The organism is Limnohabitans sp. TEGF003 (assembly GCF_055395455.1).
Map to the genome: position 1 here is coordinate 2,870,528 of NZ_AP029225.1, position 25,373 is coordinate 2,895,900.

Here is a 25,373-nt window from a genome sequence, read left to right on the forward strand (position 1 = left end):
TCACAAAACGCACTCAAACGGAGCATCCATGACAACAGGCAGCCTGGCCCAGTTTCTCGCCACGGTCAACGACCGCAACCCCGGCCAACCCGAATTCATGCAGGCGGTCACCGAGGTCATGGAAAGCCTCTGGCCCTTCATCGAGCAGCACCCCCAATATGCCGAACAAGCTTTGCTGGAGCGCCTGGTCGAACCCGAGCGCGTGGTCATGTTCCGCGTGTGCTGGGTGGACGACAAAGGTCGCGTGCAAGTCAACAAAGGCTACCGCATCCAGCACAGCATGGCCATTGGCCCCTACAAAGGCGGCCTGCGTTTTCACCCCTCGGTCAACCTGTCGGTGCTCAAGTTTTTGGCTTTCGAGCAAACCTTCAAGAACGCGCTGACCACCCTGCCCATGGGCGGCGGCAAGGGCGGCTCCGACTTCGACCCCAAAGGCAAGAGCAAAGGCGAAGTCATGCGCTTTTGCCAAGCCTTCGCCTCCGAGTTGTTCCGCCATGTCGGCCCCGACACCGATGTGCCAGCGGGTGACATCGGTGTGGGTGGCCGCGAAGTCGGCTTCATCGCCGGCATGTACAAAAAACTCTCGAACAGCGCCGCCAGCGTGTTCACTGGCAAGGGCCTGAGCTTTGGCGGCTCGCTCATCCGCCCCGAAGCCACCGGCTACGGCACCGTCTACTTTGCCGACGAAATGCTCAAGACCCGCGGCAAGAGTTTCAAAGGCCTGCGCGTGTCGGTTTCCGGCTCGGGCAACGTCGCGCAATACGCGGTCGAAAAAGCCATGGCCCTGGGTGCCAAGGTCGTGACCGTGTCCGATTCGAGTGGCACCGTGGTCGATGAAGACGGCTTCACCCCTGAAAAACTCGCCATCCTGATGAAGGTCAAAAACCACGACTATGGCCGCGTCGACGACTACGCCAAACAGGTCGGTGCCCGCTTCGAAGCCGGCAAAACGCCTTGGCACATCCCGGTGGACGTGGCCCTGCCCTGCGCCACCCAAAACGAACTGCATGAGAACGACGCCAAGACCCTGATCGCCAACGGCGTGGTCTGCGTGGCCGAAGGCGCCAACATGCCCTCGACCATCGAAGCGGCCAAGGCCTTCGAAGCCGCTGGCGTGCTGTACGCCCCCGGCAAGGCCAGCAACGCCGGTGGCGTGGCCACCTCCGGTCTGGAAATGAGCCAGAACGCCCTTCGCCTGTCCTGGAGCCGCGAAGAAGTGGACGCCCGCCTGCTGGGCATCATGCAAAACATCCATGCCGCCTGCCTGAAGTACGGCAAGCGCAGCGACGGCAGCGTGAGCTACATCGACGGCGCGAACATCGCCGGTTTCGTGAAAGTGGCCGATGCGATGTTGGCCCAAGGCGTGGTCTAAAGCGTCTGCGTCCGTCTGCCCTCAGGCCTTGGCGCTCGGCCGCTCGTTCATGCGGTCACGCCAGGCCTGCAAGGCGCTCATGCCTTCGTCACCGGGCACGAACTTCATCAGGCCCCGCGCAAACTCCAGCGCACAAAACGCGGTGATGTCGGCGATGGTGAAGCGCTCACCCGCCATCCACGGCTGACTTTGCAGGCGCTGGTCAAAACCCCGCGCCACCTCCCGCACCTTCTCGGCCTGTGAACGGCCGAACTCGGGGAACTGCGGCTTCTCCAAAGCCGCCAAGCCCGGGTGGCTGTGGCGGATCGCGTTGGCAATGCCGCCCAACAAATACAGCTCCACCTGCCGATCGGCCATCTCGATGAAGCCGCGTTCGTCACCGTCCACGCCCATCAGGTTGGGCTCGGGGTAACGGCCCTCCAGCAAGGTGCAAATGGCCCGCGTCTCGGTGATCACGCGGCCATCGTCCAGCTCCAGCGCAGGCACTTTGGCCAGCGGGCTTTTGGCCAAATAGTCAGGCTGGCGGTGCTCGCCGCCGTTCAGGTCCAGGTTGACCATCTCGATGCCAGTGATGTTTTTCTCGACCAAAAACATCAGCACCCGGCGGGGGCTGGGGGCGCGGTGGGCGATGTAGAGCTTCATGACGCATCCTTTTTGTTTTGACCCATCTCGACCATCTTGCGGGCTTCTTCAGAAAAGCGCTTGGCGGCTTCGTCGCCGTCTTTGGTGAGGTTGATTTTGGACGGCGGCGCTTCGATGCCGCGCTGCACCGCAGGGCGCTGGCGGATCGCATCGAGCCAGCGCTGCAGATGCGGCAAGTCATCCACCTCCACACCCGACCAGCGGTGCGTGCGCACCCAGGCCCAATTGGCAATGTCGGCAATCGAGTAATCACCGGCCAGGTATTCGTGGTCCTTGAGGTGGCTGTCGAGCACCGTGAACAAACGCTTGCTCTCGCCTTGGTAGCGGTCAATCGCGGGCTGGATTTTTTCCGGAAAGTAGCGAAAAAACACATTGGCCTGCCCCATCATCGGCCCGATGCCGCCCATCTGGAACATCAGCCACTGCAGCACACGCGAGCGGCCCTTGGCATCGGTGGGCATGAGCTGCCCAGTTTTCTCGGCCAGATAAATCAGGCAAGCGCCCGACTCGAACACCGCAAAATCATCGGCCTCGCGGTCCACGATGGCGGGGATGCGGCCATTGGGGCAGATGGCCAAAAAGTCAGGCAACTTCTGCTCGCCCTTGGACAAGTCGAGCACCTTGAGCGTGTAGGGCAGCACCAGCTCTTCGAGCGCGATGGAGACTTTGTGCCCGTTGGGCGTGGCGGCGGTGTAGAGGTCGATCATGGGCGCAGGCTAGCAGGTCCAACGCCACAACACCACCTCTGACTGCCCCCAACACGACAGCATCACAGGATCACCTCAATGGATCGCCGCGTACATGATGCCTTCCTGCGTTGCATCGGTTGCCGAGAATTCAACAACGACCTTGCCCTGCTTGGCCACCAGTATCCGGTCGGACAACGCCATCACTTCCGGCAAGTACGAAGAAATGACAACCACCGCTTTCCCTGCATCGGCCAAGCGGTTGATTTCCGCATGGATTTCTGCAATGGCCCCCACATCCACCCCACGGGTTGGTTCGTCAAAAATGATCACATCCGGGTCTTGCACCAGAGATTTGGCAATCACCACCTTTTGCTGGTTACCGCCGGAGAGTTCGATCACCTTCACATCCTTGCTGATGGCACGCACATTCAGCAGACGGCTCCAATGCTCACCGATCGCATTGGCTTTGGAGTTGGATGTCGCGCCGAACGCATTTTTCGATTTGCCCAGCAGGCCCATGTAAATGTTCTTCGCAATCGACATGGTTTCAAAGAAACCTTCGACCTTGCGGTCTTCTGTGATGTAAGCGATGCCATCACGCACCGCCTCACGCGGCACGCGATAACGCACGGGCTTGCCATGCAAAAGCACTTCACCGCCATGAAAGAAGTCACGCTTGATGAGCCCGGCCACCACCTTGAAGGTTTCGGTGCGTCCTGCCCCCACCAATCCGAAAACACCCGTGATCTGCCCGGCGAAGACCGACAGCGAGTTGTTTTTCACCATGGAGGCCATGCGCAAGTTGCGAACCGACAGCATGCACTCGCCCTGTGGGCGAACGGTGGTTTTCTTCTGGCCGTAAAGGGTTTGCGACAAATCACGGCCTACCATGGCCTGCACGATGCGGTTGCGGTCAAAGTTGCTTTTGTCGTCGGTCACGATGTGCTGACCATCGCGCAGTACGGTGATGCGGTCGGCCAGCTGCAGGGCTTCCTCCAAAGCGTGAGAGATGAAGATGATGGACACCCCTCGCGCCTTGAGCTTGAACACCAGGTCAAAAAAGTACTTCTTTTCCTCGGGCGTCAGGCTGGCCGTGGGTTCGTCAAAAATGATGACACTGGCCTGGTGCAGCACCGCACGGGCGATCTCTACCATCTGTTTTTTGGCCGCGCCCAGCAAGCTCACGGTGGCGGTCGGGTCCACATCAAAATTGAGCGACTGCAAAAACTGCTGCGCCGAAATGTAGACCCCGCGCAAACGGTTGAAAAACTGCTCCTGCCCCAAAAACAGGTTTTGCGCCACCGTCATGGTGGGCACCAGGCTGGTTTCCTGAAACACCATGGCAATGCCGTGCTGCAGAGCTTGCAGCGGGGTGGACAGCTGCACCTCTTGGCCGTGCACCAGCATCTGGCCCGAACTCAGCGGCACGACCCCGGCCATGACCTTGGTCAGCGTGGACTTGCCCGCGCCGTTTTCACCCAGCAAGGCATGGATCTCACCCCGGCGCAGCGAAAAACTCACATTTTCAATGGCAGGCACGCCGCTGTAGCGCTTGGTGGCCTCGCGCAGTTCCAGTACCACGTCGGTGGTGCTGGCGCTGACGTCTTGATGCTTGTGTTGCTCGTGTGTCATGTCCGGGCCTCCGCCTTGTTCAGATCGATCCGCAAAAGCCGCCCCGAACCTTTGGAGGCCGCCCAGAGTGCGCCTGCACATTCGACCACGGCCGTGACGCCATGGTGGCGCCCGTCCACCTGGCTGTGCAGCGATGACAGGATGCGCCCGTCTGCCGACACGCGCAGCACCAGCCCATACGAGCGCGGGGGTGCCCAGGGTTTGAGCATGCCCATTTGCTTGACGCCCGCGCCTTGCAAAGGCTCCAGAAAGCTGTGCCCCGACGACAGGGCCGGGGCAATCCAGTAGCGTGGGTCAATCTCTTGGATCATGCGCTGGCGGTAAGCTGGCTCACGCAGCACAAACTCCACCAGCTGTGAGCGGCAGACAAAGCAGCTCAGCCAAAAACCGCCGCCCGCCGCTGCGCTCATGCGCGAGGGGTAAGCGGGCAATTCCGCCACCAAGGCACCTGTATCCGAGCCCTGCCCCAATACCGGACGGACGCGGTGCTTCCAGCTCTCGCTGAACAGGGCTTGACCGTCCAGAGACAGCACGCCAAAAGCGTGGTGCAAGCCCGTGGCCAGGCTCTGCACCGCGCCGGTGGCGGGCTGCCAGCGGGCCACGCGGCCGGTATGGCCCAGTTCCATCAGGTCGTGGCACCAGTCGTCGGTGCTGCGCCGCTGCGAGCCGTCGCTGAACAAGAGCGCCCCATCGGCCTCAAAGGCCAGCGCGTTGACGCTGTGCAGGGGCTGGCCCTGCAGACTATGGAGCACCGGTCCGTCGCTCAGGCTGCCGTCGGCTTGCGTGTGCAGCACTTGCACCTGCGTGCCGCCCAGTGCCACAGCCAGGGTGCCATGGGTTTGTGCAGCCAGGGCGGTTATAGGGCTGGAGAACTCGCGCACCAGCAGCGGCTGGCCATCGTACAGGCGCAGCAGGCGCTTGCCTGCGCTGATCCACAGCTGCTGGCCGTCACAGGCCAGGTCGTCAATGCCCGCGATCTCGGCGGCCACGCTGGCCTCGTCGAGCTGGCGGTTGGGCTTGAGTGCCCCGTCCATGACCGGCACCGTGATGGCGGCGCTGCCGCGCCCCAGCAGCCGGTCACTCCAATTGCGCAAACTTGTCAGCATCAGCGTGCCCCCCAGCGTTGGCCGTATTGAGAAAAATTCGGATCGGCGTTTTCGAGCTTGTAGCGGCCAATGCGGTTGTTGGAGATGCCGCCCAGGTACAGGTGGCCCTGGTGCTCGCGCATCGAGGTGATCATGGGGTGGTTCTCGCCGCCCAGGTCCCACAGGGTCTCCAGGATCTCGCCTTTTTCAGAAAACTTGAGCACGCAGCCGGTGTTGATGTTGGGGAACAGCCACTCGTCAAACGGCACACGCTTGGCCATGCGCTGGCGGAAACCCGGCATGCGCAGCGCCAGGTCGTAAGCCGGGCCGCGCATGCCCACCAGAGCCAGCCAGTAATTGCCGTCCGAGGCCAGGTTGATGTTGTCGGGGTAACCCGGCAGGTTGTCGACCACCATCTCGACCTGGTCCTTTTTGGGGCCGTCAAACCAGAAGCGCTTGATGCAGCAACCCCAGGTCTCGGCAAACAGGATCGACTGGCCATCGCTGGCGATGCAGATGCCGTTCGGGAAACGCAGCCCGCGCAACACAGTTTGGGTGCTGTTGTCGCGCGGGTCGTAGCAGACGATGCGGCCATTGCCGCGTGCTTCCAGGCCGTCCACGGCCCATTCGTGCATTTCGTAGCGCACGGTGGCTTCACTGAAAAAGATGCGGCCATCGTCGGCAATGTCCAGGTCGTCGGCCAGGCGCAGTCGGCTGTCGTCGTTGATCGAACTCCAGCTGCGGTTGGTCTCGTCGGTCACGCGCTGCACCTCGCGCTCGGGCGTGATGCGGTACAGGCCCATGCCGCCCACGCAGACGACCAGGTTGTCCTGCCGGTCAAAGGCCATGCCCAAGGGCTGGCCGCCAATGTGCGCAAAGACTTCCATGCGCTGGTAATCGGGGGCAAAAAAGCGCATCACATCGCCATGGCGCGAGCCCGCGTACAGGTTGTTCTCGCGGTCCAGGATCACGTCTTCTGGCGCTTCGATGCGGCCCAGGCCAATCGTCTCGACCGCACGCAGTTTGTTGTTCAGGGTCCAGGGGCCACTGTTGCTGCCACTGGCTTGGCCCTCGCCTTCGGCCGTGCACACCGGTGCCGGTGCCAGGGCCTGGTAAGCCGGGCTCACATAGACCTTGCTGATGATGCGGTGGCGGTTCTTGAGCCAGCGCACATCGATGACAGCCGCCGCAATCAGGATGCCCGCCAGCACCATGCGCGTCAGCCCCCCCGAGACCGACATGGAGGTCAGGCCGTTGGTGATGAGCAGTACCACCAAGGTACCCACCATGGCCTTGGTCACCGAGCCTCGCCCACCACCCAGGCTGATGCCACCCAGCACGGCAGCGGTGAGCACCAGCACCTCCATGCCCACGCCAATGTCGGCGCCCGCGGTGGCCAGGCGCGAGGCAAAAAAGCAGCCGCCCACGGCCGTCAGCATGCCGCTGGCGACATAGCTCAGGGCCACCGTTCGGCGCACCGCAATGCCGCTGTTGTAGGCCGAGCGGCGCGAGCCGCCGATGGCCATGATGTGCCAGCCCACGCGCAGGCGTGTGAGCATCACATGGCCGCCAATGGCCGCCAGCGCATAGGTCCAGGCCACGGTGGGCAGGCCCAAAAACGTGCCATTGCCCAAAAAGTCCCAGACCTCGGAGTCAGGAATGCTGCCCGCAATGGCGGTGGAATACTGCAAGCTCAGGATTTCATACACCGAGCGAAAAATGATCAGGGTAATCAGCGTGGTCAAAAAGGCCCGCAACCTCAAGTAGCCGATCAAGACCCCATTGACAGCGCCCAGCAGCGCGCCACACAGCAGCGTGCCCAACACGGCCAGCCCCACGGGCCACTTGAGCACATGCATCAGCATCAGGGCGCAAAAATTGGTCAGCGCAAACATGGAGCCCACCGACAGGTCGATGCCGCCCACGATCATCACCAGCGCCATGCCCAGCACGATGAAGCCGATTTCTCCGGCTTGCCGCAAGGTGTCGGCCAGCATGGTGGCGCTGTAGAAGTTGGGCACCAGCTGGCCCGAAAAAAAGACCACCATGGCCAGCAGCAACACCGGCACGGCGGTCTCCGTCCAGCGCTTGGACAGGATCTCGCCCACCCAGTGATCGGGCCAATATTTGTAGCGCAGTCGCGTCAGGGTTTCAGTCATGTGCAGACCATGGGTTGGGAGGTGTACAAAAACAGGCGCTCAAGGCGGCAAGGCAGGCGGGCCGGGCCGCCCACCTTGCCGCCATGACGCGTCCAAGACCCGCTTACTTGGAAGCGGCCAGCTTCCAGCAAGTGCCGTCAGCCGAGGCGTTTTGCTTGGTGATCGGGATCAGCGTGGTGTAGATGTTTTGCTTGGCCGCACCGGGCTTGACACCGCCTTGCACCAGCCACTTGATCATGGCCGCCATGTTGCTGGCCTGGGTGGGCACGTCGTAGCTGATGTCCAGGTCAAACGCACCCGACTTCACCATGTCGCAAGCGCCTTTTTGCTCACCGCCGCCCGAGGTGGCCAGGTAGACCTTGCCGGTCAGGCCCGCTTCCTTGACCGCCGCTGCGGTGCCGATGTCCATGCCGTCCCAAAAGCCGATGATGCCGCACAGATCCGGGTTTTGCTTGAGCACGGTCTGGGTCAGCGCCTTGGCTTTGGCAGCGTCCCAGTCCGCGGCCTGGTTGGACACCACCTTGATTTCGGGGTGCTTGGCCAGCACGTTTTCCACGCCCTTGAGGGTGTAAGCGCTGGTGGCCGCAGTGGGCGCGCCCTGCACGATGGCGATCTTGTTGCTCTTGCCTTTGCAGGCTTGCACCACGGCGTCGGCATTGCGCTCGCCAATGTCCACCCAGTCAGCACCCACAAAGGCGGTAGACGGCTGGGCCGAGCGCATGTTGATCTGCACCACGTAAATGCCTTCGTCTTCGGCCTTCTTGATCAGCTTGGCGTAGGTCTGTACATCGGGGTTGTGGATCACGATGACGGCGGGCTTTTCAGCGATCAGCGCGGTGAAGGCCTGGGCGCCCGCGTTGGTGTTCCAGTTGGGGTCACGCACCACCACTTTCATGCCAGCGGCTTCGAGTTCCTTTTTCAGACCCGCATGCCAGCCAATGGCCAGGTCAAAGCCAAAGGCCACGGGAATGAAACCCACGGTTTTGCCTGCAAGGGCTTTTTTGTAGCCGTCGCGAAAGGGCTCATCCAGTCCTTTTCCCTGTGCCATGGCGGATGTGGCCGCGCAAAGGCCCAGCGTCAAAACGGCTGCGGCGGTGGTCAGTTTTTGAAAAATTCTCATTGCCTGTCTCCTGGTGGTTGAAAGTGATTGACGCCCCAACAAGCCGGGCGTCTGGCTGTGCTCAGATGTCCCCTTGCTGTGCTGTTTCTTCGTTGCGGGGGTTCAAAATCGAATCGATCAGGATGGCCGCCAGCAGCACCACCCCTTTGACAATGTTCTGCACGGAATACGAGATGTCCATGATGGTCATGCCGTTGAGCATGGTGCCAATCAACAGCGTGCCGATGATGACGTTGACCACCCCACCCCGCCCGCCCGACAAGCCAATGCCGCCCAGCACCACCACCAGCACCACGTCGTAGACCATGGTCGAATTGAAAATTCGGGTGGGCATGCTGTTGACCGATGCGGACATGACCAGGCCGGCAAACAAGCCGACCAGTGCGGCCAGCACAAATTGCAACACCATGATGGGGCGCGTGGGCAGACCGGTGGTGCGTGCGGTCAACGGGTTGTCGCCCATGGCGTAAATGAATGTGCCTGCCCGCATGCGCCCCAGAAACAAGGACAGCAACATGGCCGCCAGACCGAACATGATCACCGGTGTGGGAATGCCCAACAGCGAGCCTCGCCCCACCCAGACCAGTGCATCCAGCGTCTCGGGCCACTGCACCACTTCAAGCTGAAAGATGAAGGCTTGGCCCAAGCCTGCCAAAAACAGGCCCGAGGCCAACGTGGTGAACAGCGAAGGCACTTCGGCATACGCAATCAACCAGCCGTTAAGCAACCCAAAAGCCAGCGACAAACACAGCGCCACACCGAAGGCGGGGCCGATGCCGTAGCCGTTTTGCACCAGTTGCAGCAAGAAGCCCGAAGGCACCGCCATGGCCGCGATCATCGAAATATCGATGCCCCGCCCGATCACCACGACCGCCATGCCCAACCCCAGAATGCCCAGGATGGCGACGTTTTGCAGCAAGGTCAGCAGGTTGTCCACCTGCGCAAAGCCCGGCAAGAAAGCCGCCAAGGCGATGAACATCACCACGAAGATGGAAAAAACAATGGTCTGCTGTGTGGCGCGTAACTTGATCATGAACATCTCACTCAAATAAGGGCTGCATGCAGGGACTGGCGCAGTTCGCGTTTGACGATCTTGCCGTTGAGGTTGCGCGGCAGTGGCTCGGTGCCGATGGTCCAGGTCTCGGGTACGGCGTAGTCGGCCAGCAGCGGGGCGCAATAAACTTGCAAGGCGCTGGCCTGCGTCTGTTCGTTGAGTTCACGCACACACACAAAGGCATGCACACGCTCGCCCAGCACGGCGCAAGGCACCCCCACCAGCGCGGCTTCAATCACCTGCGGGTGTTCGCACAACACGTTTTCTACCGAGGCGCAATACACCTTGTAGCCGCCCCGGATGATCACGTCCTTCTTGCGGTCCAGAATGCGCACAAAGCCCTCGGCGTCCATGCTGCCGATGTCGCCCGAATGCCAAAAGCCCCCGGTGAATTCGGTGGCCGTGGCCTGCGGGTTATTCCAGTAGCCGTTGACCACCATGGGGCCTGCGATCCAGATCTCGCCCACGCCGCCACGCGGCAATTCGTTGCCCTGCTCGTCTACCACACAAATCTCGCCGCAGGGCACGACCTGCCCCACGCTGTCGCGGTGTGCGGCGGTCTGCCCGGGCGGCATGATGGTGGCGGGTGAACAGGTTTCGGTCGCGCCATAGGCGTTCATCAGCACCAGACCAGGCAACTTGACGGCCAGGCCATCGATCGTGGCCGTGGGCATGGACGCCCCGCCATAGGCCCCGATGCGCCAGTGGCTCAGATCATGGCTGGACAGGTCGGGCAAAAGCAGACACAGGTTGTACATGGCCGGGACCATGATGGTGTGCGTGATTTTTTCGACCGCTGCCAGCCGGATGAAATCGGCCGCCTTGAACTGAGGCATCACCACCATGCAGCCGCCGCAATACAACATGGCATACAGCTGCGCCACCAAGCCGGTCACATGGCTCAGTGGCACGGCCACGGCTGTGCGGTCTTGCGCGCTCAGGCCCATCAGCTGTGCGTAGTGCATGACCGAATGCACGATGTTCAGGTGGCTGAGCATGGCCCCCTTGGGGCGGCCCGTGGTGCCCGAGGTGTAGAGCAGCACGGCCAGATCGTCCTCTGTGCCACCGTGTGCAGTGGCCAGGGGAGGCGCCATCATCAGCGTGGCAAATGTTTCAAAACCCTGACGTGCGGCCGTGCCCGTCACAATGCGACACACCAAATGCGGCAGTTGCTCAGACGCCGGTTGCAGGTCGGCCAGCTCGGCACTGCAAATGAGCGCCTTGGCTTCAGAGTTGTTCAACGCAAACTCCAGCTCCACACCACGCGCCCTGGAACTCACGGGCACCAGCACAGCCCCCAGCCAGGCACAGGCCAGGGCTGCAATCACAAACTCGCTGCCATTGCCCAGATGCAGAGCCACACGATCACCCGCCACCACGCCACGCTGGGCCAAACCGCCTGCACATTTGCAGGCCGCGTGGTGGAGCTCATGCCAGCTCAGCCGCAGATCACCACACACCATGGCCGCGCCCTGCGGGAACTGCCGCGCCGCCGTGCTCAGCATCTGCGCCAGCGTGGTGGGTCGGTCGGCATAGCACCGCACGATGCGGTGGTCGAAATGGCTTTCGCGGCGGATGTCGGTTTTCAAGGCATCTCCTGCCAGGTTGGCGATCGTGTGTGTATCGTGTGGTGCGCTCAGCACACCCCGCATGAGCATCTCAATGCAATGGGTCACCGCGTCTTGCAAACTTTTTTCAGAATGCACTTCGGGTCGGTACCAGCGGCCAATGCCGCCAATAGCCCCGACGACAGAAAAAGCCCCGACCCCCGGGTCGCCCGCCATGATCCAGCCCTCGGACATGCCTTGCGCGATCAGTGCGCGGAAATCCGCATCCACTTGGGCCTTGAGGTTGCGCAACTCGTGACGCCTGACCTCGGGCAAAGGGTCTTCACCGACCCGGCTCACGCAAAGGCCAAAGTCACCAGTGACCACCGTGGCGTAGAGCTGCATGGCCAGACGCAGGCGTTCGCGCCCGCTGTGCCCTTGTGCTTCAAGCACCTGCAAACCGTTTCGGAACATGGCCAGTTCACGCTCCACACATTCAAAAAGGATTTGCTCCTTGTTGTCGATGTAGTAGTACAGCGTTGGCTTGGTCACACCCAGACTTTGTGCAATGTCGTCCAGCGATGTGCCCTGAAAGCCCTTGCGTGTGAACAGGCGTGCAGCCGACAAGAGCACCGCTTCTTTTTTGGTCTGATGCTGTTGTTCACGCTCTAACCGCACCACCCAAGGCGATTCGAGCGCGTCGGTCATCTTTTTACCGAGCGTCTTTACAGCGGTTTTTGTCGACGTGGAAACCATTAAATCTCTTTTGAAAACAACAGTTACTAGCCAGTAACTTAATTGACTTGAAAATCAATGTAGAGCAATCCCACGCATTCGAATCTAGGGCAATCCCTGAGCTGCAGCGCAACAACTGTCGACTGCGCGACAAGGCTGCAGACTTGCCCATGTGGCGCTGTGCCCCCTGCGTGACACGGAGTCGCCCGCCTGACAGGCGCAAGCAGGCAAGCGCTTTCACACTGCGGGCAAGCACCTCGCCTTTGCAGACTGCAAGACGCTTGAAGCCGCACACACCACATGGAATGGACTCATGAACTTTGACATCTCCCCCGACCTGCAGGCCCTGCGCGAACGCACGCGGCAGTTCATCGCCGAACAGGTGATCCCGCTCGAAGGCGACCCGCGCCACGGCCTGCACGGCCCGTCCGAAGACCTGCGCCGCGAGCTGGTGGCCCGCGCACGCGCTGCGGGTTTGCTCACGCCCCACGCCTCTGTGGAGATGGGTGGAATGGGGCTGAGCCACATCGCCAAAGCGGTGGTGTTTGAAGAAGCCGGTTATTCCAACCTGGGGCCCACCGCGCTCAACATCCACGCGCCCGACGAAGGCAACATCCACCTGATGGAAGAAGTGGCCACGCCCGCGCAAAAAGAGCGCTGGCTGCGCCCGCAGGTGGCGGGCCTCACGCGCTCGTGCTTTGCCATGACCGAACCCGAACCCGGCGCAGGCGCTGACCCGTCGATGCTCAAGACCACCGCCGTGCGCGATGGCAAGGACTACCTGATCAACGGCCGCAAATGGTTCATCACCGGGGCCGACGGCGCGGATTACGCCATCATCATGGCCCGCATGGAAGACGGCTCGGCCACCATGTTTTTGACCGACATGGACAAAGCCGAAATCCAGCTGGAACGCAGCATGGACGCGATGGACAACTGCTTCACGGGTGGCCACGGTGTGCTGCGCTTTGACAACTTGCGCGTGCCCGCCAGCGATGTGCTGGGCGAAGTGGGCCAGGGCTTTCGCTACGCCCAAGTGCGCCTGGCACCCGCTCGCCTGACGCACTGCATGCGCTGGCTGGGGCAGGCCCGCCGTGCGCACGACATCGCGCTCGATTACGCCAGCCGCCGCCACGCCTTTGGCAAACCGCTGGCCGAACACGAGGGCGTGGGCTTCATGCTGGCCGACAACGACATTGACCTGCACACCGCCCGCCTGCACATCTGGCACACGGCCTGGCTGCTCGACCAAGGCCAAAAAGGCGGCTTTGAATCGAGCCGCGCCAAAGTGGCCTGCTCCGAAGCCGAGTGGCGCGTGGTGGACCGCTGCGTGCAAATTCTGGGCGGCCAGGGCGTGACCGCCGAAACGCCGGTCATGCGCATCTTCATGGACATGCGCGCCTTCCGGGTCTATGACGGCCCGAGCGAAGTGCACCGCTGGAGCATGGCGCGCAAGCTGGTGTACAAAGCCCAGCAGGCGGCCAAGGCCTGAGGCGTTTCAGGCCTTGGCCGCTTCCAGCGTGTCCCGCGTCTGCATCGCGACTTTCCGCGCAGCCTGCTCGAAGTCGTCACCGCTCGATGCGTAGAGCACCGCGCGTGACGAATTGACGATGATGGACCCAGCGCTGCTGCCATCGGCATGGGCCCGCCAGCCAGCTTTCACAGTGGCGACCGCATCACCGCCTTGTGTACCCACGCCGGGGATCAAAAGGGGAACGGTGGGGGCGAGTTCGCGCACACGCTCGATCTCGGCCGGGTAGGTGGCGCCCACCACCAGGCCGAGCTGACCGTTCAGGTTCCAGGGGCCTTGAGCCAAACGGGCCACGTGTTCATACAGGCGCGGCTGGCCTTCCACCGAAGACAGGCGCTGGTTTTGCAAATCATCGCCACCGGGGTTGGAGGTGCGACACAGCAGGAATGCACCTTTGCCTTCGTACTTGAGGTAGGGGACCACCGAGTCCCAGCCCATGAAGGGCGAGAGGGTCACAGCGTCGGCGCCGTAACGCTCAAAGGCTTCTTTGGCGTATTGCTCAGCGGTGCTGCCGATGTCGCCGCGCTTGGCGTCCAGAATGATGGGCACATGCGGGGCCACGCGGCGCATGTGTTCCATCAGGCGCTCCAACTGGCCTTCGGCGCGGTGCGCGGCAAAGTAGGCAATTTGGGGTTTGAAGCTGCTGACCAGGTCGGCCGTGGCGTCGACGATGCGGGCGCAGAAGTCGTAGATCTTGTTGGCGTCGCCCTTCATGCCCGCAGGGAATTTGGTGGGTTCCGGGTCCAGGCCCACACAAAGCATGGAGCCGTTTTGGCGCTCGGCGGCGCGCAGCATGTCGAGGAAGGTCATGGGGGTGGATTGTACTTTTCCACCCCGTGCCCATCTTTGGCTTGGTCACCACCAGCGCGGCACCTTCGCACGGTAGCTGTCGTACGCTTGGCCGTAAACCAGTGGCAAATGCGCCTCCTCCAGCCGCACCTGAATCTGGATCAACAACTCACCAGACACCAGCAACAACATCGACACGGCATTGGGCAGCAGGCACATGAGCGCCCATAAGTTCAGGCGCATTGACAAAAATATCGGATTGCGGGAACGCGCAAACAAGCCGTACGTCACCAGAGGTCCAGGGGTATCCGCATCCAGCCCAATGCGCCAGGACAAGCCCATTTGCTTCTGTGCCAAGACCACCCCCAAGCCACTGACCACCAAAACGCCCCACCCAAATGCGCGCCCATAGGCGTTGTCTAGCCAAGCCATGGGCGGCGCGATGTTGTCCGACTGCCATCCCAGGGTCAAGGCCGTCAAATAGACAAAGCACAAGGCCAACACCACCTTGAACATGCGACCGACATACCCCGGCGCATCGTCCGTGGCGGGCAGTCGCAAGGGGTTCAGCCCCGTGGCCCGGTAAACGCTGACGGAGCGCCACAACATGGCAACACCGGCGTAAACGACGAAGTAAATCCATAAAAATCCTGCGAAATGGTTCATGCACAGCCCCTGAAGTTATTTGATTGAAGATGCGATGATTGGAAACCTTCAAGCTGCTACAAGGTCAATACCCTCCATGAGCAAAACTGCAACACCCACCCTGCGCATAGGCCAAGTGGCCCAGGCCAGCGGCATGAGCACGGCCAGCATCCGTTTTTACGAACAGCAAGGCCTGTTGAGCCCGGCAATGCGGGCCAGCAACGGCTACCGCGCTTACAGCGCTCAAGACATCGAACGCTTGCGGCGCATACGCACTTGCCGGAGTCTGGACATGTCGATCCAGGAAATTCAGGTCCTTTTGAATGTGCCCGGAGACACCGCCAGCGCTTGCGAAGTCACTTCACAGGTGCTGCTGCAGCACTTGGACCATGTGGCGCAAAGGATCGAGGAACTGCAAGAACTCAAGAGTCGACTGGAAGCATTGCAGGCTCTATGCCGTCACCCGGTCGATGCCCACTGCCCAACGCAAACGGCCATGGGACAAATGAACACCACGCCCAAGGCGCTGGCCCACAGTCACCTTCGCCATCTTTGAATCACACCCCATGCACAAACTCTCTCCCCGCCAATGGACCATGCTGGTTTTGCTCACCTTGGTCTGGGGCATCAACTGGCCCGTCATGAAAATCGGTGTCACCGGGTTTCCGCCGCTCACCTTTCGAGCCCTGTGCCTGTGGCTGGGCACACCGATTTTGGGAATGGCCTTGGTGGTCATGAAGGTGCCGTTTCGCATTCCGCGTGCGCATTGGCGCGAGTTGTTGGTGTTGGCAGTGTTCAACATGTTCATCTGGCAGGCGCTGATCATCATCGCGGTGCAGTCGCTGTCGAGTGGGCGGGCGGCGATTTTGGGCTACACCATGCCCATGTTTTCGGCGCTGCTGGGCGCGTGGGTGTTTGGCGACCAACTGGCCAAGCGCTCGTGGGCCGGGGTGGCGGCGGCCAGTCTTGGCGTGGTGCTGCTGTTGTGGCACGAGTTGTCCAACCTGAGCGGCAGGCCCACCGGGGTCTTGCTGGCCTTGGCTGCAGCCAGCACTTGGGCGCTGGGCACACAAATGCTGCGCCGCACCGCCATGCCTGTGCCCACTTTGGCCATCTCGTTTTGGATGACCTTGATGACCACCGGGGTCCTCAGCGTGTTGGCCTTGGTGTTGGAGAGCGGTCGCTGGGTGGCCCCAAGCCCGTCCAACTGGTTGGCGATTGGCTTCAACGCGGCTCTGGTGTTTGGCTTTGCGCATGCCGCTTGGTTTTATCTGGCGCGCAGCTTACCGCCTGTGGCTTCAACGCTGAGCGTGATGCTGATCCCGGTTTTGGGCGTGTTCAGTGGGGCGGTGTGGCTGGGCGAAGTGCTGCACTGGCAAGACTGGGCAGCCGTGGGCTTGATGGTAATGTCGATCGCGGCCGTGCTGTGGCCCAAGCGCAGCGCGGCTTGAGCCCTTCGGCCGCGGGGGCGGCCTCCCACGTGGACATCAACCGCGCACCACGTTCAGCGCCAACACCAGATCGGCCCAGGCCTTGGCCTTATCGGGCAAATTGCGCAGCAGCGAATCGGGGTGGTAGGTCGCCACCACGGGCACGCCTTGGTAGCTGTGGACCTGGCCCCGCAGCTTGCCCAGCGGCTCGGTCGATTGCAGCACCGTCTGAATGGAAAACCGTCCCATCACCAGAATGACTTTGGGTTTGACCAGGGCCACCTGCCGCGCCAAATACGGCGCGCATGTGGCCAGCTCTTGCGGGCTGGGGTTGCGACTGCCGGGCAGGCGGCACTTCAAGCTGCTGGTGATGTAGACACCGCCTTCGCCTTTTGTGTCCCGGCTCAAACCGACCGCTTTGAGCATGTTGTCCAGCAACTGCCTGGCCTGGCCCACAAAGGGCTCGCCATGCTGGCCTTCAGTTTCGACTTGCGGGTCGCCAATGACCAGCCAGTCGGCTTGCACATCGCCCACGCCGAACACCGCTTGCTGGCGATTCGCGCACAAATCACAGGCCCGGCAACTGGCCACGGTGGCTTGCAAGGCCGCCCAATCCATCTGGTCCACGCCTTCGGCCAAGGGCTGTCCCACCAGCACTTCGGTCACAGGCATGGGCGCCGCAACCGGTGTGGGGGCCGGGGCCGCAGGTCGCGGCACGGGCGACGCCACAGGGGCAGATGCGGGCAGGGCCACATCAGGCGCAGCGGCAAGCGCCTGAACTGGGGTCTCTGCCTGAACCTGGGCTTGTGCTTCGACGGTGCGCTTGGGCCACCACACGCGCACGCCCATTTCGGCCAGCATGGCGCGTTGGCGGTCGTCCAGGTCGAATCGGGTGGGGTCGCTCATGTTGGGGCTCACAGTTTCAAACTCATCACCACCGCATGCTCACGCTGCTGGCGGCCTGCAGGATAGTAATCCTTGCGGATGCTGACCTGCTTGAAGCCATAACGCTCGTACACCTGCAGCGCACGCAGGTTGCTTTGGCGCACCTCCAGCCACAACCATTGCGCACCTGACTGGCGCGACAACAGCGTCAAGGCGTCCAGCATCATGTGGCCCCACCCTTGGCCTTGGTGCGCAGGCGCCACGGTGATGTTGAGCAGGTGCATTTCTTCGAAGCCACGCATGGCCAGAAAGTAGCCGAGCAACTCGCCGTCCAGCCACAGGCACTGGGCCTCAAACAGCGGGTTGAGCGAGTCCCGGAAATTGCCGCGTGTCCAAGGGTGGCTGTAGGCGGTTTGCTCGATGGCCATGACCGTGTCCAGATCGTCCTGTGTCATGGCAGCCAGCGTGACGCGGTTGCGCGTGGCCTCGGATGGCTGCGGGCGGGACAACTTGTCAGCGCTCATGACCGCACTCATGGCTGCGCCGTGGCCTTGGCCAAAGCCGACTGGGCCTGCGCCTTCATGGCTTCACGCTCGGCGGTGGTGTTGGCCACTTTGTCGCGGATATAGAGCGGCATGGCCTGCTCGGCAGGTACGGTCAGACCCTGCGCCCACAAGGCCGGGGCCAGACGCAGCAAAGCGGCAGCGGTGGGCAGGGCCTCGCAGCGCCCACCATCGGACGCCGCTTGGGGCAAGCGATGGCCATACGCGGCAAAGGCATTGCCAGCCTGCAACACGGGCTGGCCTTCAGGCATCGCAACACTTTCGGGCGCGCCGACCCGCAGGGGCGTGGCTTCCTGCCAAAGCCCGGGGTTTGTCCCCGCCGCGGGCTGCCAGCAGTAAACAGCGCTGTAGACCTCGTCCATGCGGGCATCCAAAAGGGCCAGCACGTTGAGCGCGGCATCGGGCGCAATAGCGCCCGCTTGGCTTTGCGCCCAACGCGCCTCCTCGGCCACGGCCAACAAAGTGTCAACGGGCAACACCGGCACATCGACCCCAAAGGCCAGACCTTGGGCCACCGCGCAGGCGGTGCGCAGGCCTGTAAAAGACCCAGGACCCCGGCCGAACACGATGGCGTCGAGCGAGGCCAGCGGCATGTCGGCTTCGGCCAGCAAGGCCAGCACGGCCGGAATCAAACCGCTGGAAGCTTGTGCGCCACCGGGCAAGGTTTGGGTCCAGACCTGCTCGCCGCGTGCCACGGCCAACGACAAGACATCGGTGCTGGTGTCAAAGGCCAGCCAGCGGCGCTCGGGGCTGGTGCTCATGGCTGGCCTCCGGCTGGCGAAGAGGCGGCGGCGGGGACGGTAACGGCCACAGCTTTTTTGGCCTGCCGCACACCAAACAAGATGCCACTGGTCACCAGCGCCAGCCCGGCCAGCAAATTCCAGTGCATCGGTTCGCCCAAAAACCACACGGCACCGAGGGCCGACAGACCCGGCACCAGGGCCGTGATCATGGTCGAGCGCACCGGCCCATAGTGGCGCACCATCTGCGTGAAGGTGATGCCCGAAATGACCACCGATCCCATGCCCTGAAAGACCGCCTGGAACAGGACCTCGGTCCAAGGCACCTGCAGCAAATGGGTGGGCAACACCCCCAAGCCGATCAAGGTCAGGTACACAGGCACAAAGCTGACAAACGCAAACGCGGTGATGGCCATGGTCGCTCGCACCGCATCCAGACCGTGTCGACGCACCATGACGCTGTAACCCGCCCAGCAGCAAGCAGCCGCCATGAACAACACATCGCCCTTCCAGACCTCGCCGCCGTCAAACGCCTTGAGCAAGCTGACACCCCCCACCAGCACATCGCCCAGCACAATGAAGCCCAGCCCCAGTGCGCGGGCCGAGGACACTTGCTCACGCAGCACCAGCCAGGCCAGCAAGGTGGTCCACAAGGGCAAGCTGCCGGGCAACAACACCGAAGCGTGGGAGGCCGGCGCAAAAAAGAAGCCCGTGTAGGCCAACACGGCATAGAGCAAACCACCCAACAAGCCAGCCTGCACGGTTGGGGCCAGGGGCAAAGGCGACAGGCCGCCCAAAGAGCCCACTTTTTGACCGGCCTGTCGAGCGGAGCGCATCAACCACCAGGCCCAAGGCAGCAAGATGCTGCTGGCCCCGAGGATGCGGGCCAGCGCGATGTCCAGGGGCAGCAAGCCCCGAGACGCCGAAGCCCGCGCAATGACAATGAAACCCGTCCAGATGAGCACCGTGATGACCGCCGAAGCCAGGCCCACGGTTTTTGAAGAAAATCGCATGGCCCGAATCATACGGGGCCGCCGCCCACGCTTGCCCTTGGCGGCCCGAACACGGCCCATGCCCGTTAGACTTGCCCGATGACTGTCTCACGCGTCAAGCGACCCTTTTTATCCGCACTCGTCCACGCCACTTGCGCGGTGCTGGCCCTGAGCAGTGCGGTGGCCTGGCCTGCCAAGGCCCAAAGCAGCGCCCCAAGCAGCGACGACAGGACCCGCCAGACCCCTGCGGGTGACCCCGCGCTGCCCCGGCATGTCCTGCAAACGCTGCACAAGGCCCAAGTTCCCCCTTCGGCCCTGAGCGTGCGCATCGCCCCCTTGCCCGATGGACCTGCTGCCAATGGGGCAATGCCACGGCAGTTGTCGCACCACGCACAAGCCAGCGTCAACCCGGCCTCGGTCATGAAGCTGTTTACCACTTATGCGGGCTTGAGCCTGCTCGGGCCCGAACACGTCTGGCGCAACCGCATCTACACCGACGGCCCGGTGCGCGATGGCGTGCTGCAGGGCAATCTGATCGTGCGCGGCAGCGGTGACCCCAAGCTGGTGGTCGAGCGCCTGCAAGCATTGATGGCCCAGGTGCGCGCAGCAGGTGTGCGCGAGGTGCGTGGGGATATCGTGCTCGACCGCAGCGTGTTCGATGTGCGCGAACGCAGCGAGCCTTTTGACGACGAGCCCCTGCGTCCTTACAACGTGGGGCCGGATGGCCTGCTGCTCAACTTCAAGGCCGTGGTCTACACCTTCACGCCCGATGCCGCCAGCGGCCAAGTGCAGGTGCGCTTTGAGCCGCCACTGGCCGGATTTTCCGCGCCCACGCAACTGCCACTGACCCAGGCTCCTTGCAGCGACTGGCGGCGCCAGCTGCAGGCCGACTTCAGCCAGCCCCAGCAAGTGCGCTTTGCAGGCCGCTACCCCGCCAGCTGCGGCGAACGCGAATGGCCTGTGGCCTACCCGGAACCCGAAGCCTATGCGCCGCGCGTCATGCAGGCCTTGTGGCAGCAAGCGGGCGGGCAACTGTCAGGACAGGTGCGTTACGGCTCGCGCCCAGCCTCGGCCAAGCTGCTGCTGGAAGCGCCGTCCTTGCCCTTGTCCGAGATCATCAAGGACATCAACAAATTCTCGAACAACGTGATGGCGCAGCAGCTGTACCTGACGCTGTCGAGCGAGTTGGGCGCACCCGGGCGTTTGGAGGCCTCGCGCCTGCGCCTGTCGCAATGGTGGCGTCAAGGTTTTGCTGGAGTTGACGAGCCGGTGCTGGACAACGGCTCAGGCCTGTCACGCACCGAGCGCAGCACCGCGCATGCCCTGACAGCCTTGCTGCAGGCTGCGCACGCCAGCCCTCACGCCCGGCATTTTGTCGACTCACTGGCCATCGCCGGGGTCGACGGCACCGCTGCCCGCCTCAAAGACCGCAGCCCACAGTCGCCCGTGATCGGCAACGCGTGGCTCAAAACCGGCTCATTGCGCGATGTGGCCTCGGTGGCCGGTTATGTGCAGGGGCAAAGCGGCCAGCGCTATACCGTGGTGGCCGTGCTGCACCACCCCAACGCGCACCAGGCCCGGGCCGCGCTGGACCAGCTGCTCGAATGGACCGTGCGCGACTTGGACGCGAGCACCGCCAGCCGTCGGCCACCCCACACCCCGGAACGCAAGACCGCACAACGCAGTGCAGCACGTTGAACACACGACACCCGCACACGCAGGGACTACCCCACATGAACCTCATTGACTGGGTCGGCTCCTTGGCCGCCTTCCTGACCACCGCCAGCTTCATTCCGCAAGCCTGGCAAACCTTCCGCACCCGCGACGTGAGCGGCATCTCGCTGGGCATGTACAGCCTGTTCACCATGGGCGTGGCCCTGTGGCTGGTCTACGGCATCTTGCTGGTGGCCTGGCCCATCATCATCGCCAACGCCATCACCACCAGCCTGGCGTTGATGATTTTGGTGATGAAGCTGCGCTACCGCTGAAGCCGCTTCAGGCCGCTGCCCGCTGCAGTCTGTCCCGCACGCCTTCCCACTCGGGCGTGTCGGGCGGCAGTTGCACCCAGATTTGCGAGACGCCCCGGGCATCCAGATCGCGCAACACACCGAACAGGTCGTGGGCGGCTTGCTCGGCCGTGGTGGCTTGCTGGCGCCACAACACCCCCGCGCCCATGCCCTGCTCGCTCGCAGGACGCTCGGCTGACCACAGCCCCAGGTTGTTGGCGTGTGGCCCCAGGGCTTGCAGCTTCTGGGCGATCTCTTGGGCCGACATCAGGCGCACCTTGGCGCGGGGTGCGTAATGCGATTCGAGCGTGCCTGAGGCTCGGGGCGCGGGCTGGCCCAGTACCGCTTGCGGCGTGTCCTTGTCCAGCACGGCGCGGCCGCAAGCGGCTTCAATCTGCACCCGCGTGATGTGCCCGGGCCGCAGCAACACCGGCTCACCACGGGTGCAGTCGATGATGGTGGACTCGATGCCCACGTCGCAATCGCCGCCGTCCAGAATCAACAAATCGGGGCCCAGCTCGGACTGCACATGTGCAGCGCTGGTGGGGCTCACGCGGCCAAAGCGGTTGGCGCTGGGGGCCGACACACCCAGCACGCCCAACGGCAGGCAGGCCTGCAACAAAGCTTGCGCCACCGGGTGCGAGGGGCAGCGCAGCCCGATCGAGTTTTGCCCTGCCGCCGAAGCCGTGGCCACGCCACTTTGGCGCGGCAGGATCAAGGTCAACGGTCCGGGCCAAAAAGCGGCCATCAAGGCTTGCGCGAACTCGGGCACCTGCGCCGCAAACAGCGCCACTTGGTCCCGGCTGGCCACATGCACGATCAGCGGGTGGTCGGCCGGGCGACCCTTGGCCACAAAGATTTTGGCCACCGCCGCGTCATCGCCCGCGTTGGCGGCCAGTCCGTACACGGTTTCGGTGGGCAAGCCGACCAACTGGCCGTCACGCAAAGCCTGTGCAGCCTGCGCGATGGCAGCATCCGAGGGACTCAGGATCATGGTGGTCTTTAAAACGCTTCGATGCCGAGCAAAGCGGCCGCTTGCAAGGCGGTGGCCCGCACGGCCTCCGGGGTGGCAGCCGTGATGTTCAGGTGGCCCATCTTGCGGCCGGGACGGGCCGACAACTTGCCGTACAGGTGCAAGTGCGTGCCGGGCAACGCCAGCACCTGGCCCCAGGCGGGGCTGGTCGGACCTTTGCTTGTGGACATGACAGGCGTGTCTTCGGGCCACAAATCGCCCAGCAGGTTGAGCATGATCGCTGGCGAATGCTGGCGCGGCTGGGTGAGCGGCAAACCCGCCAGCGTTCGCACCTGCAGCTCAAACTGCGACTGGTCGCAGGCGTTCATCGTGTAGTGGCCGCTGTTGTGCGGGCGGGGTGCCATCTCGTTCACAACCAGCTCGCCGCCTTCCAGGATGAAAAACTCCACGCACAGCACGCCCACGTAGTTCAGACCTTCGGCAATGGCGCGGGTCGCGGCCACAGCTTGGGCGGCCAGGTCGGCAGGCACCGCGCCTTCGTACACGCTGGTCACGGCCAAAATGCCGTCGCGGTGCAGGTTCAGTTGCACCGGGAAGTTCACCATCTGCCCATCGGCCCCACGCGCCACGATGACCGAGCACTCGGCCTGCAGGGGCAGCATTTTTTCGAGCACGCAGGGCACGTTTTTGAGTTGCCCCCAAGCCGCCGCCAATGCTTCGCGGGTCTTCACGCGGATCTGGCCTTTGCCGTCGTAACCCATGCGCGAGGTTTTCAAAATGCCCGGCAGCAAATCGTCGCCCACAGCCGCCAACTGCTCGGCCGTTTCGATCACGGCATGCGGCGCGACCGGCACGCCGCAGCGCACAAAGTGGGCCTTCTCGGCGGCGCGGTCTTGTGCAATCGCGACCGACTCGGAGGCCGGGGCCACCGGGCGGTGTGCACCCAGGGTCATCAAAGCGGGGGCAGGCACGTTTTCAAATTCGGTGGTGATGGCCGCGCAGCGCTGCATCAGCTGGGCCAGGCCCTGCTCGTCCAGATAATCGGTCTGGATGTGGTGGTGGCTCACCCGCCCGGCCGGGCTGGCCGCATCGGGGTCGAGCACAGCGGTGAAGTAGCCCATGGCCTGCGCGGCGTGGACGAACATGCGGCCCAGCTGACCGCCACCCATCACGCCCAAGGTGGCAGGTTGGCCATTGACCATGGAGCCCGGCAGAATCGCGCGGCTCATGCGGCACCCACGGGTGGCAAGGTCATGGCACGCGCAGCCGCAGTTTGCTCGGCGCGGAAGGCTTCGAGCTTTTGGCGCAGCGTCGCATCGTGATTGGCCAGCATGGCCACCGCAAACAGGGCTGCATTGGCCGCACCGGCTGCGCCAATGGCAAAGGTGGCCACCGGGACGCCCTTGGGCATTTGAACAATGCTGTGCAGCGAATCCACACCTGACAGCGCCTTGGTCTGCACCGGCACACCCAGCACCGGCACCACGGTTTTGGCCGCGATCATGCCGGGCAAATGGGCCGCGCCGCCCGCACCTGCGATGATGGCCTGCAGGCCGCGCTCGGCCGCGCTCTGTGCATAGGCAAACATATCGTCGGGCATTCTGTGGGCCGAAACCACGCGGGCGTCGTGGGGGATGCCAAACTGTTGGAGAATCTGGACTGCGTGCTGCATGGTGTCCCAGTCGGAGCTGGAACCCATGACGACGCCGATGAGCGCTTGAGTCATTGGGTGCTTTTCGTGATCAATGTCGAATTTTAAGGTTTCACCCGCTTGGGGTCTGGAACACAACCCGGAACACTGCCCGCCATGATGGACGTCACGATACAAAACTTTGAAGCCGAGGTCATCGAAGCCTCCATGACCACGCCTGTGCTGGTGGATTTTTGGGCGCCCTGGTGCGGCCCCTGCAAGTCGCTGGGCCCCATCCTGGAGCGGGTCGAGACCGCCTACGAAGGCCGCTTCAAGCTGGTCAAGATCAACTCCGATGAAGAGCAGCAACTGGCCCAGGCCTTTGGCATCAAAAGCATCCCGACTTGCGTGCTCCTCAAAAACGGTCAGCCGGTCGATGGTTTCATGGGTGCCTTGCCCGAAGGCCAGGTCAAGCAGTTCCTGGACAAACACCTGCCCGCTGCCGAAGAACTGCAGGCCCAAGCCGCCGCCCAAGAAGCCCAAGAGCATTTGCAAGCCGGTGACGCCCAAAGCGCCCGCGCCGCGCTGGAGCAGGCCCTGGCCACCGACCCGGGCAACGACGATGCCCGTTTCGACCTGGTCAAACTGCTGATCGGCCACGGTGAATTGGCCGAAGCCGCCGCCTTGCTGGCCCCGGCCATGGCCCGCATTCCGGTGCCGCTGCGCTTTGAGGCCCAAACCCAGTGGCTCAACGCCCTGGAATTCGTGACCAACGACCCGCGCGGCCAATGGGAGCTGGCCCAATTTGACGAACTGATTGGCCAGAACAAGCGCGACTTTGAAACCCGTTTTGCCAAAAGCCGCCTCTTGATCGCCGTGGGCCAGTGGGAAGCGGCCATGGACGAACTGCTGGAAATCATCATGCGCGACAAGAAATGGGACGACGAAGCCCCGCGCAAAACCTTTGTCGCCCTGCTGGAGCTGATGACGCCACCCAAACCCAAAACGCAAGACGCCACCGGCAAATCGGCGGGCGGCATTGAGCTGATGGGCAAAGCGGCTGTGCAGGAAGACCCGCTGCTGGCCATGATCTCCAGCTACCGGCGCAAGCTGAGCATGGCGCTCAACTGAGCACAGCTCAGCCCCCCATCCAA

The 25,373-nt window shown here is 63.1% G+C and carries 24 protein-coding genes; 7 read left to right on the top strand and 17 right to left on the bottom strand.

What is annotated here, in order from left to right; genetic code table 11:
* Positions 1 to 28 precede the first annotated feature (28 nt).
* On the top strand, positions 29 to 1,372 hold the full coding sequence (gene gdhA / locus ACZ5RT_RS13540) for an NADP-specific glutamate dehydrogenase (RefSeq protein WP_464452822.1): 1,344 nt from the start codon (positions 29 to 31) through the stop codon (positions 1,370 to 1,372).
* Positions 1,373 to 1,393: 21 nt separating this feature from the next.
* On the opposite strand, the gene ACZ5RT_RS13545 is transcribed toward gdhA, so the two are convergent.
* The 8 genes from ACZ5RT_RS13545 to ACZ5RT_RS13580 form a co-directional block, all read right to left on the bottom strand.
* A complete protein-coding gene (locus ACZ5RT_RS13545) occupies positions 1,394 to 2,014 on the bottom strand; it encodes a glutathione S-transferase family protein (protein ID WP_464452823.1) in 621 nt (206 codons plus the stop codon).
* The gene (locus tag ACZ5RT_RS13550) at positions 2,011 to 2,721 is read right to left on the bottom strand and encodes a glutathione S-transferase family protein (protein ID WP_464452824.1); all 711 of its coding nucleotides are present in this window, start codon (positions 2,719 to 2,721) and stop codon (positions 2,011 to 2,013) included. The genes ACZ5RT_RS13545 and ACZ5RT_RS13550 overlap by 4 nt, the downstream gene beginning before the upstream one ends.
* 75 nt (positions 2,722 to 2,796) lie before the next feature.
* A complete protein-coding gene (locus tag ACZ5RT_RS13555; RefSeq protein ID WP_464452825.1) occupies positions 2,797 to 4,335 on the bottom strand; it encodes a sugar ABC transporter ATP-binding protein in 1,539 nt (512 codons plus the stop codon).
* Positions 4,332 to 5,441, bottom strand: a complete 1,110-nt coding sequence (locus tag ACZ5RT_RS13560; protein ID WP_464452826.1) for an SMP-30/gluconolactonase/LRE family protein — start codon at positions 5,439 to 5,441, stop codon at positions 4,332 to 4,334. The genes ACZ5RT_RS13555 and ACZ5RT_RS13560 overlap by 4 nt, the downstream gene beginning before the upstream one ends.
* The gene (locus ACZ5RT_RS13565; RefSeq protein ID WP_464452827.1) at positions 5,441 to 7,579 is read right to left on the bottom strand and encodes an ABC transporter permease; all 2,139 of its coding nucleotides are present in this window, start codon (positions 7,577 to 7,579) and stop codon (positions 5,441 to 5,443) included. Before ACZ5RT_RS13565 ends, ACZ5RT_RS13560 begins: the two co-directional genes overlap by 1 nt.
* Before the next feature lie 103 nt (positions 7,580 to 7,682).
* Positions 7,683 to 8,699: a sugar ABC transporter substrate-binding protein gene (locus ACZ5RT_RS13570; RefSeq protein ID WP_464452828.1), complete on the bottom strand. Its 1,017-nt coding sequence runs from the start codon at positions 8,697 to 8,699 to the stop codon at positions 7,683 to 7,685.
* Between the two features lie 61 nt (positions 8,700 to 8,760).
* The gene (locus ACZ5RT_RS13575) at positions 8,761 to 9,732 is read right to left on the bottom strand and encodes an ABC transporter permease (RefSeq protein WP_464452829.1); all 972 of its coding nucleotides are present in this window, start codon (positions 9,730 to 9,732) and stop codon (positions 8,761 to 8,763) included.
* A gap of 11 nt (positions 9,733 to 9,743) precedes the next feature.
* Positions 9,744 to 12,008: an AMP-binding protein gene (locus ACZ5RT_RS13580; RefSeq protein ID WP_464452830.1), complete on the bottom strand. Its 2,265-nt coding sequence runs from the start codon at positions 12,006 to 12,008 to the stop codon at positions 9,744 to 9,746.
* Positions 12,009 to 12,348: 340 nt separating this feature from the next.
* Between ACZ5RT_RS13580 and ACZ5RT_RS13585 the strand changes: the two genes are divergently transcribed.
* Positions 12,349 to 13,527 (top strand): acyl-CoA dehydrogenase family protein, encoded by a 1,179-nt coding sequence (locus tag ACZ5RT_RS13585; RefSeq protein ID WP_464452831.1) that lies wholly within the window; start codon positions 12,349 to 12,351, stop codon positions 13,525 to 13,527.
* 6 nt (positions 13,528 to 13,533) lie between these two features.
* Here the strand turns inward: ACZ5RT_RS13585 and pyrF are convergent, their stop codons facing one another.
* Together pyrF and ACZ5RT_RS13595 are read right to left on the bottom strand one after the other, a co-directional pair.
* Entirely contained in the window at positions 13,534 to 14,376 is an 843-nt protein-coding gene (gene pyrF, locus ACZ5RT_RS13590; protein ID WP_464452832.1) for an orotidine-5'-phosphate decarboxylase, read from the bottom strand.
* 45 nt (positions 14,377 to 14,421) lie between these two features.
* Complete coding sequence (locus ACZ5RT_RS13595; RefSeq protein ID WP_416560083.1) at positions 14,422 to 15,021, bottom strand: methyltransferase family protein; 600 nt, start codon at positions 15,019 to 15,021, stop codon at positions 14,422 to 14,424.
* A 76-nt stretch (positions 15,022 to 15,097) separates the two neighbouring features.
* On the opposite strand from ACZ5RT_RS13595, the gene ACZ5RT_RS13600 reads away from it, so the two are divergent.
* Positions 15,098 to 15,556 carry a MerR family transcriptional regulator gene (locus ACZ5RT_RS13600; protein WP_416560082.1) on the top strand — a complete coding sequence of 153 codons (459 nt, stop codon included), beginning with the start codon at positions 15,098 to 15,100 and terminating at the stop codon, positions 15,554 to 15,556.
* A gap of 10 nt (positions 15,557 to 15,566) precedes the next feature.
* Positions 15,567 to 16,451 carry a DMT family transporter gene (locus ACZ5RT_RS13605; protein WP_464452833.1) on the top strand — a complete coding sequence of 295 codons (885 nt, stop codon included), beginning with the start codon at positions 15,567 to 15,569 and terminating at the stop codon, positions 16,449 to 16,451.
* Positions 16,452 to 16,487: 36 nt separating this feature from the next.
* On the opposite strand, the gene ACZ5RT_RS13610 is transcribed toward ACZ5RT_RS13605, so the two are convergent.
* The 4 genes from ACZ5RT_RS13610 to ACZ5RT_RS13625 are packed head-to-tail and all read right to left on the bottom strand — an operon-like array spanning position 16,488 to position 19,631.
* Positions 16,488 to 17,336 (bottom strand): uracil-DNA glycosylase, encoded by an 849-nt coding sequence (locus tag ACZ5RT_RS13610; RefSeq protein ID WP_464452834.1) that lies wholly within the window; start codon positions 17,334 to 17,336, stop codon positions 16,488 to 16,490.
* 8 nt (positions 17,337 to 17,344) lie between these two features.
* Positions 17,345 to 17,839, bottom strand: a complete 495-nt coding sequence (gene rimI, locus ACZ5RT_RS13615; protein WP_464452835.1) for a ribosomal protein S18-alanine N-acetyltransferase — start codon at positions 17,837 to 17,839, stop codon at positions 17,345 to 17,347.
* 8 nt (positions 17,840 to 17,847) lie between these two features.
* Positions 17,848 to 18,639, bottom strand: a complete 792-nt coding sequence (tsaB, locus tag ACZ5RT_RS13620) for a tRNA (adenosine(37)-N6)-threonylcarbamoyltransferase complex dimerization subunit type 1 TsaB (RefSeq protein ID WP_464452836.1) — start codon at positions 18,637 to 18,639, stop codon at positions 17,848 to 17,850.
* Complete coding sequence (locus tag ACZ5RT_RS13625) at positions 18,636 to 19,631, bottom strand: DMT family transporter (protein WP_464452837.1); 996 nt, start codon at positions 19,629 to 19,631, stop codon at positions 18,636 to 18,638. Before ACZ5RT_RS13625 ends, tsaB begins: the two co-directional genes overlap by 4 nt.
* 78 nt (positions 19,632 to 19,709) lie before the next feature.
* Between ACZ5RT_RS13625 and dacB the strand changes: the two genes are divergently transcribed.
* Complete coding sequence (gene dacB, locus ACZ5RT_RS13630) at positions 19,710 to 21,308, top strand: D-alanyl-D-alanine carboxypeptidase/D-alanyl-D-alanine endopeptidase (RefSeq protein WP_464452838.1); 1,599 nt, start codon at positions 19,710 to 19,712, stop codon at positions 21,306 to 21,308.
* Positions 21,309 to 21,343: 35 nt separating this feature from the next.
* The gene (locus ACZ5RT_RS13635) at positions 21,344 to 21,598 is read left to right on the top strand and encodes a SemiSWEET transporter (protein ID WP_108427263.1); all 255 of its coding nucleotides are present in this window, start codon (positions 21,344 to 21,346) and stop codon (positions 21,596 to 21,598) included.
* A gap of 7 nt (positions 21,599 to 21,605) precedes the next feature.
* Here the strand turns inward: ACZ5RT_RS13635 and ACZ5RT_RS13640 are convergent, their stop codons facing one another.
* Genes ACZ5RT_RS13640 through purE form a run of 3 tightly spaced genes read right to left on the bottom strand, consistent with a single transcriptional unit; the run spans position 21,606 to position 24,315 of the window.
* Positions 21,606 to 22,610 carry an L-threonylcarbamoyladenylate synthase gene (locus ACZ5RT_RS13640; RefSeq protein ID WP_464452839.1) on the bottom strand — a complete coding sequence of 335 codons (1,005 nt, stop codon included), beginning with the start codon at positions 22,608 to 22,610 and terminating at the stop codon, positions 21,606 to 21,608.
* A gap of 8 nt (positions 22,611 to 22,618) precedes the next feature.
* Positions 22,619 to 23,818: a 5-(carboxyamino)imidazole ribonucleotide synthase gene (locus tag ACZ5RT_RS13645; protein ID WP_464452840.1), complete on the bottom strand. Its 1,200-nt coding sequence runs from the start codon at positions 23,816 to 23,818 to the stop codon at positions 22,619 to 22,621.
* Positions 23,815 to 24,315 carry a 5-(carboxyamino)imidazole ribonucleotide mutase gene (gene purE / locus ACZ5RT_RS13650; RefSeq protein ID WP_291923700.1) on the bottom strand — a complete coding sequence of 167 codons (501 nt, stop codon included), beginning with the start codon at positions 24,313 to 24,315 and terminating at the stop codon, positions 23,815 to 23,817. Before purE ends, ACZ5RT_RS13645 begins: the two co-directional genes overlap by 4 nt.
* 81 nt (positions 24,316 to 24,396) lie before the next feature.
* On the opposite strand from purE, the gene trxA reads away from it, so the two are divergent.
* Complete coding sequence (trxA, locus tag ACZ5RT_RS13655; protein WP_422169599.1) at positions 24,397 to 25,350, top strand: thioredoxin; 954 nt, start codon at positions 24,397 to 24,399, stop codon at positions 25,348 to 25,350.
* Positions 25,351 to 25,373 lie beyond the last annotated feature (23 nt).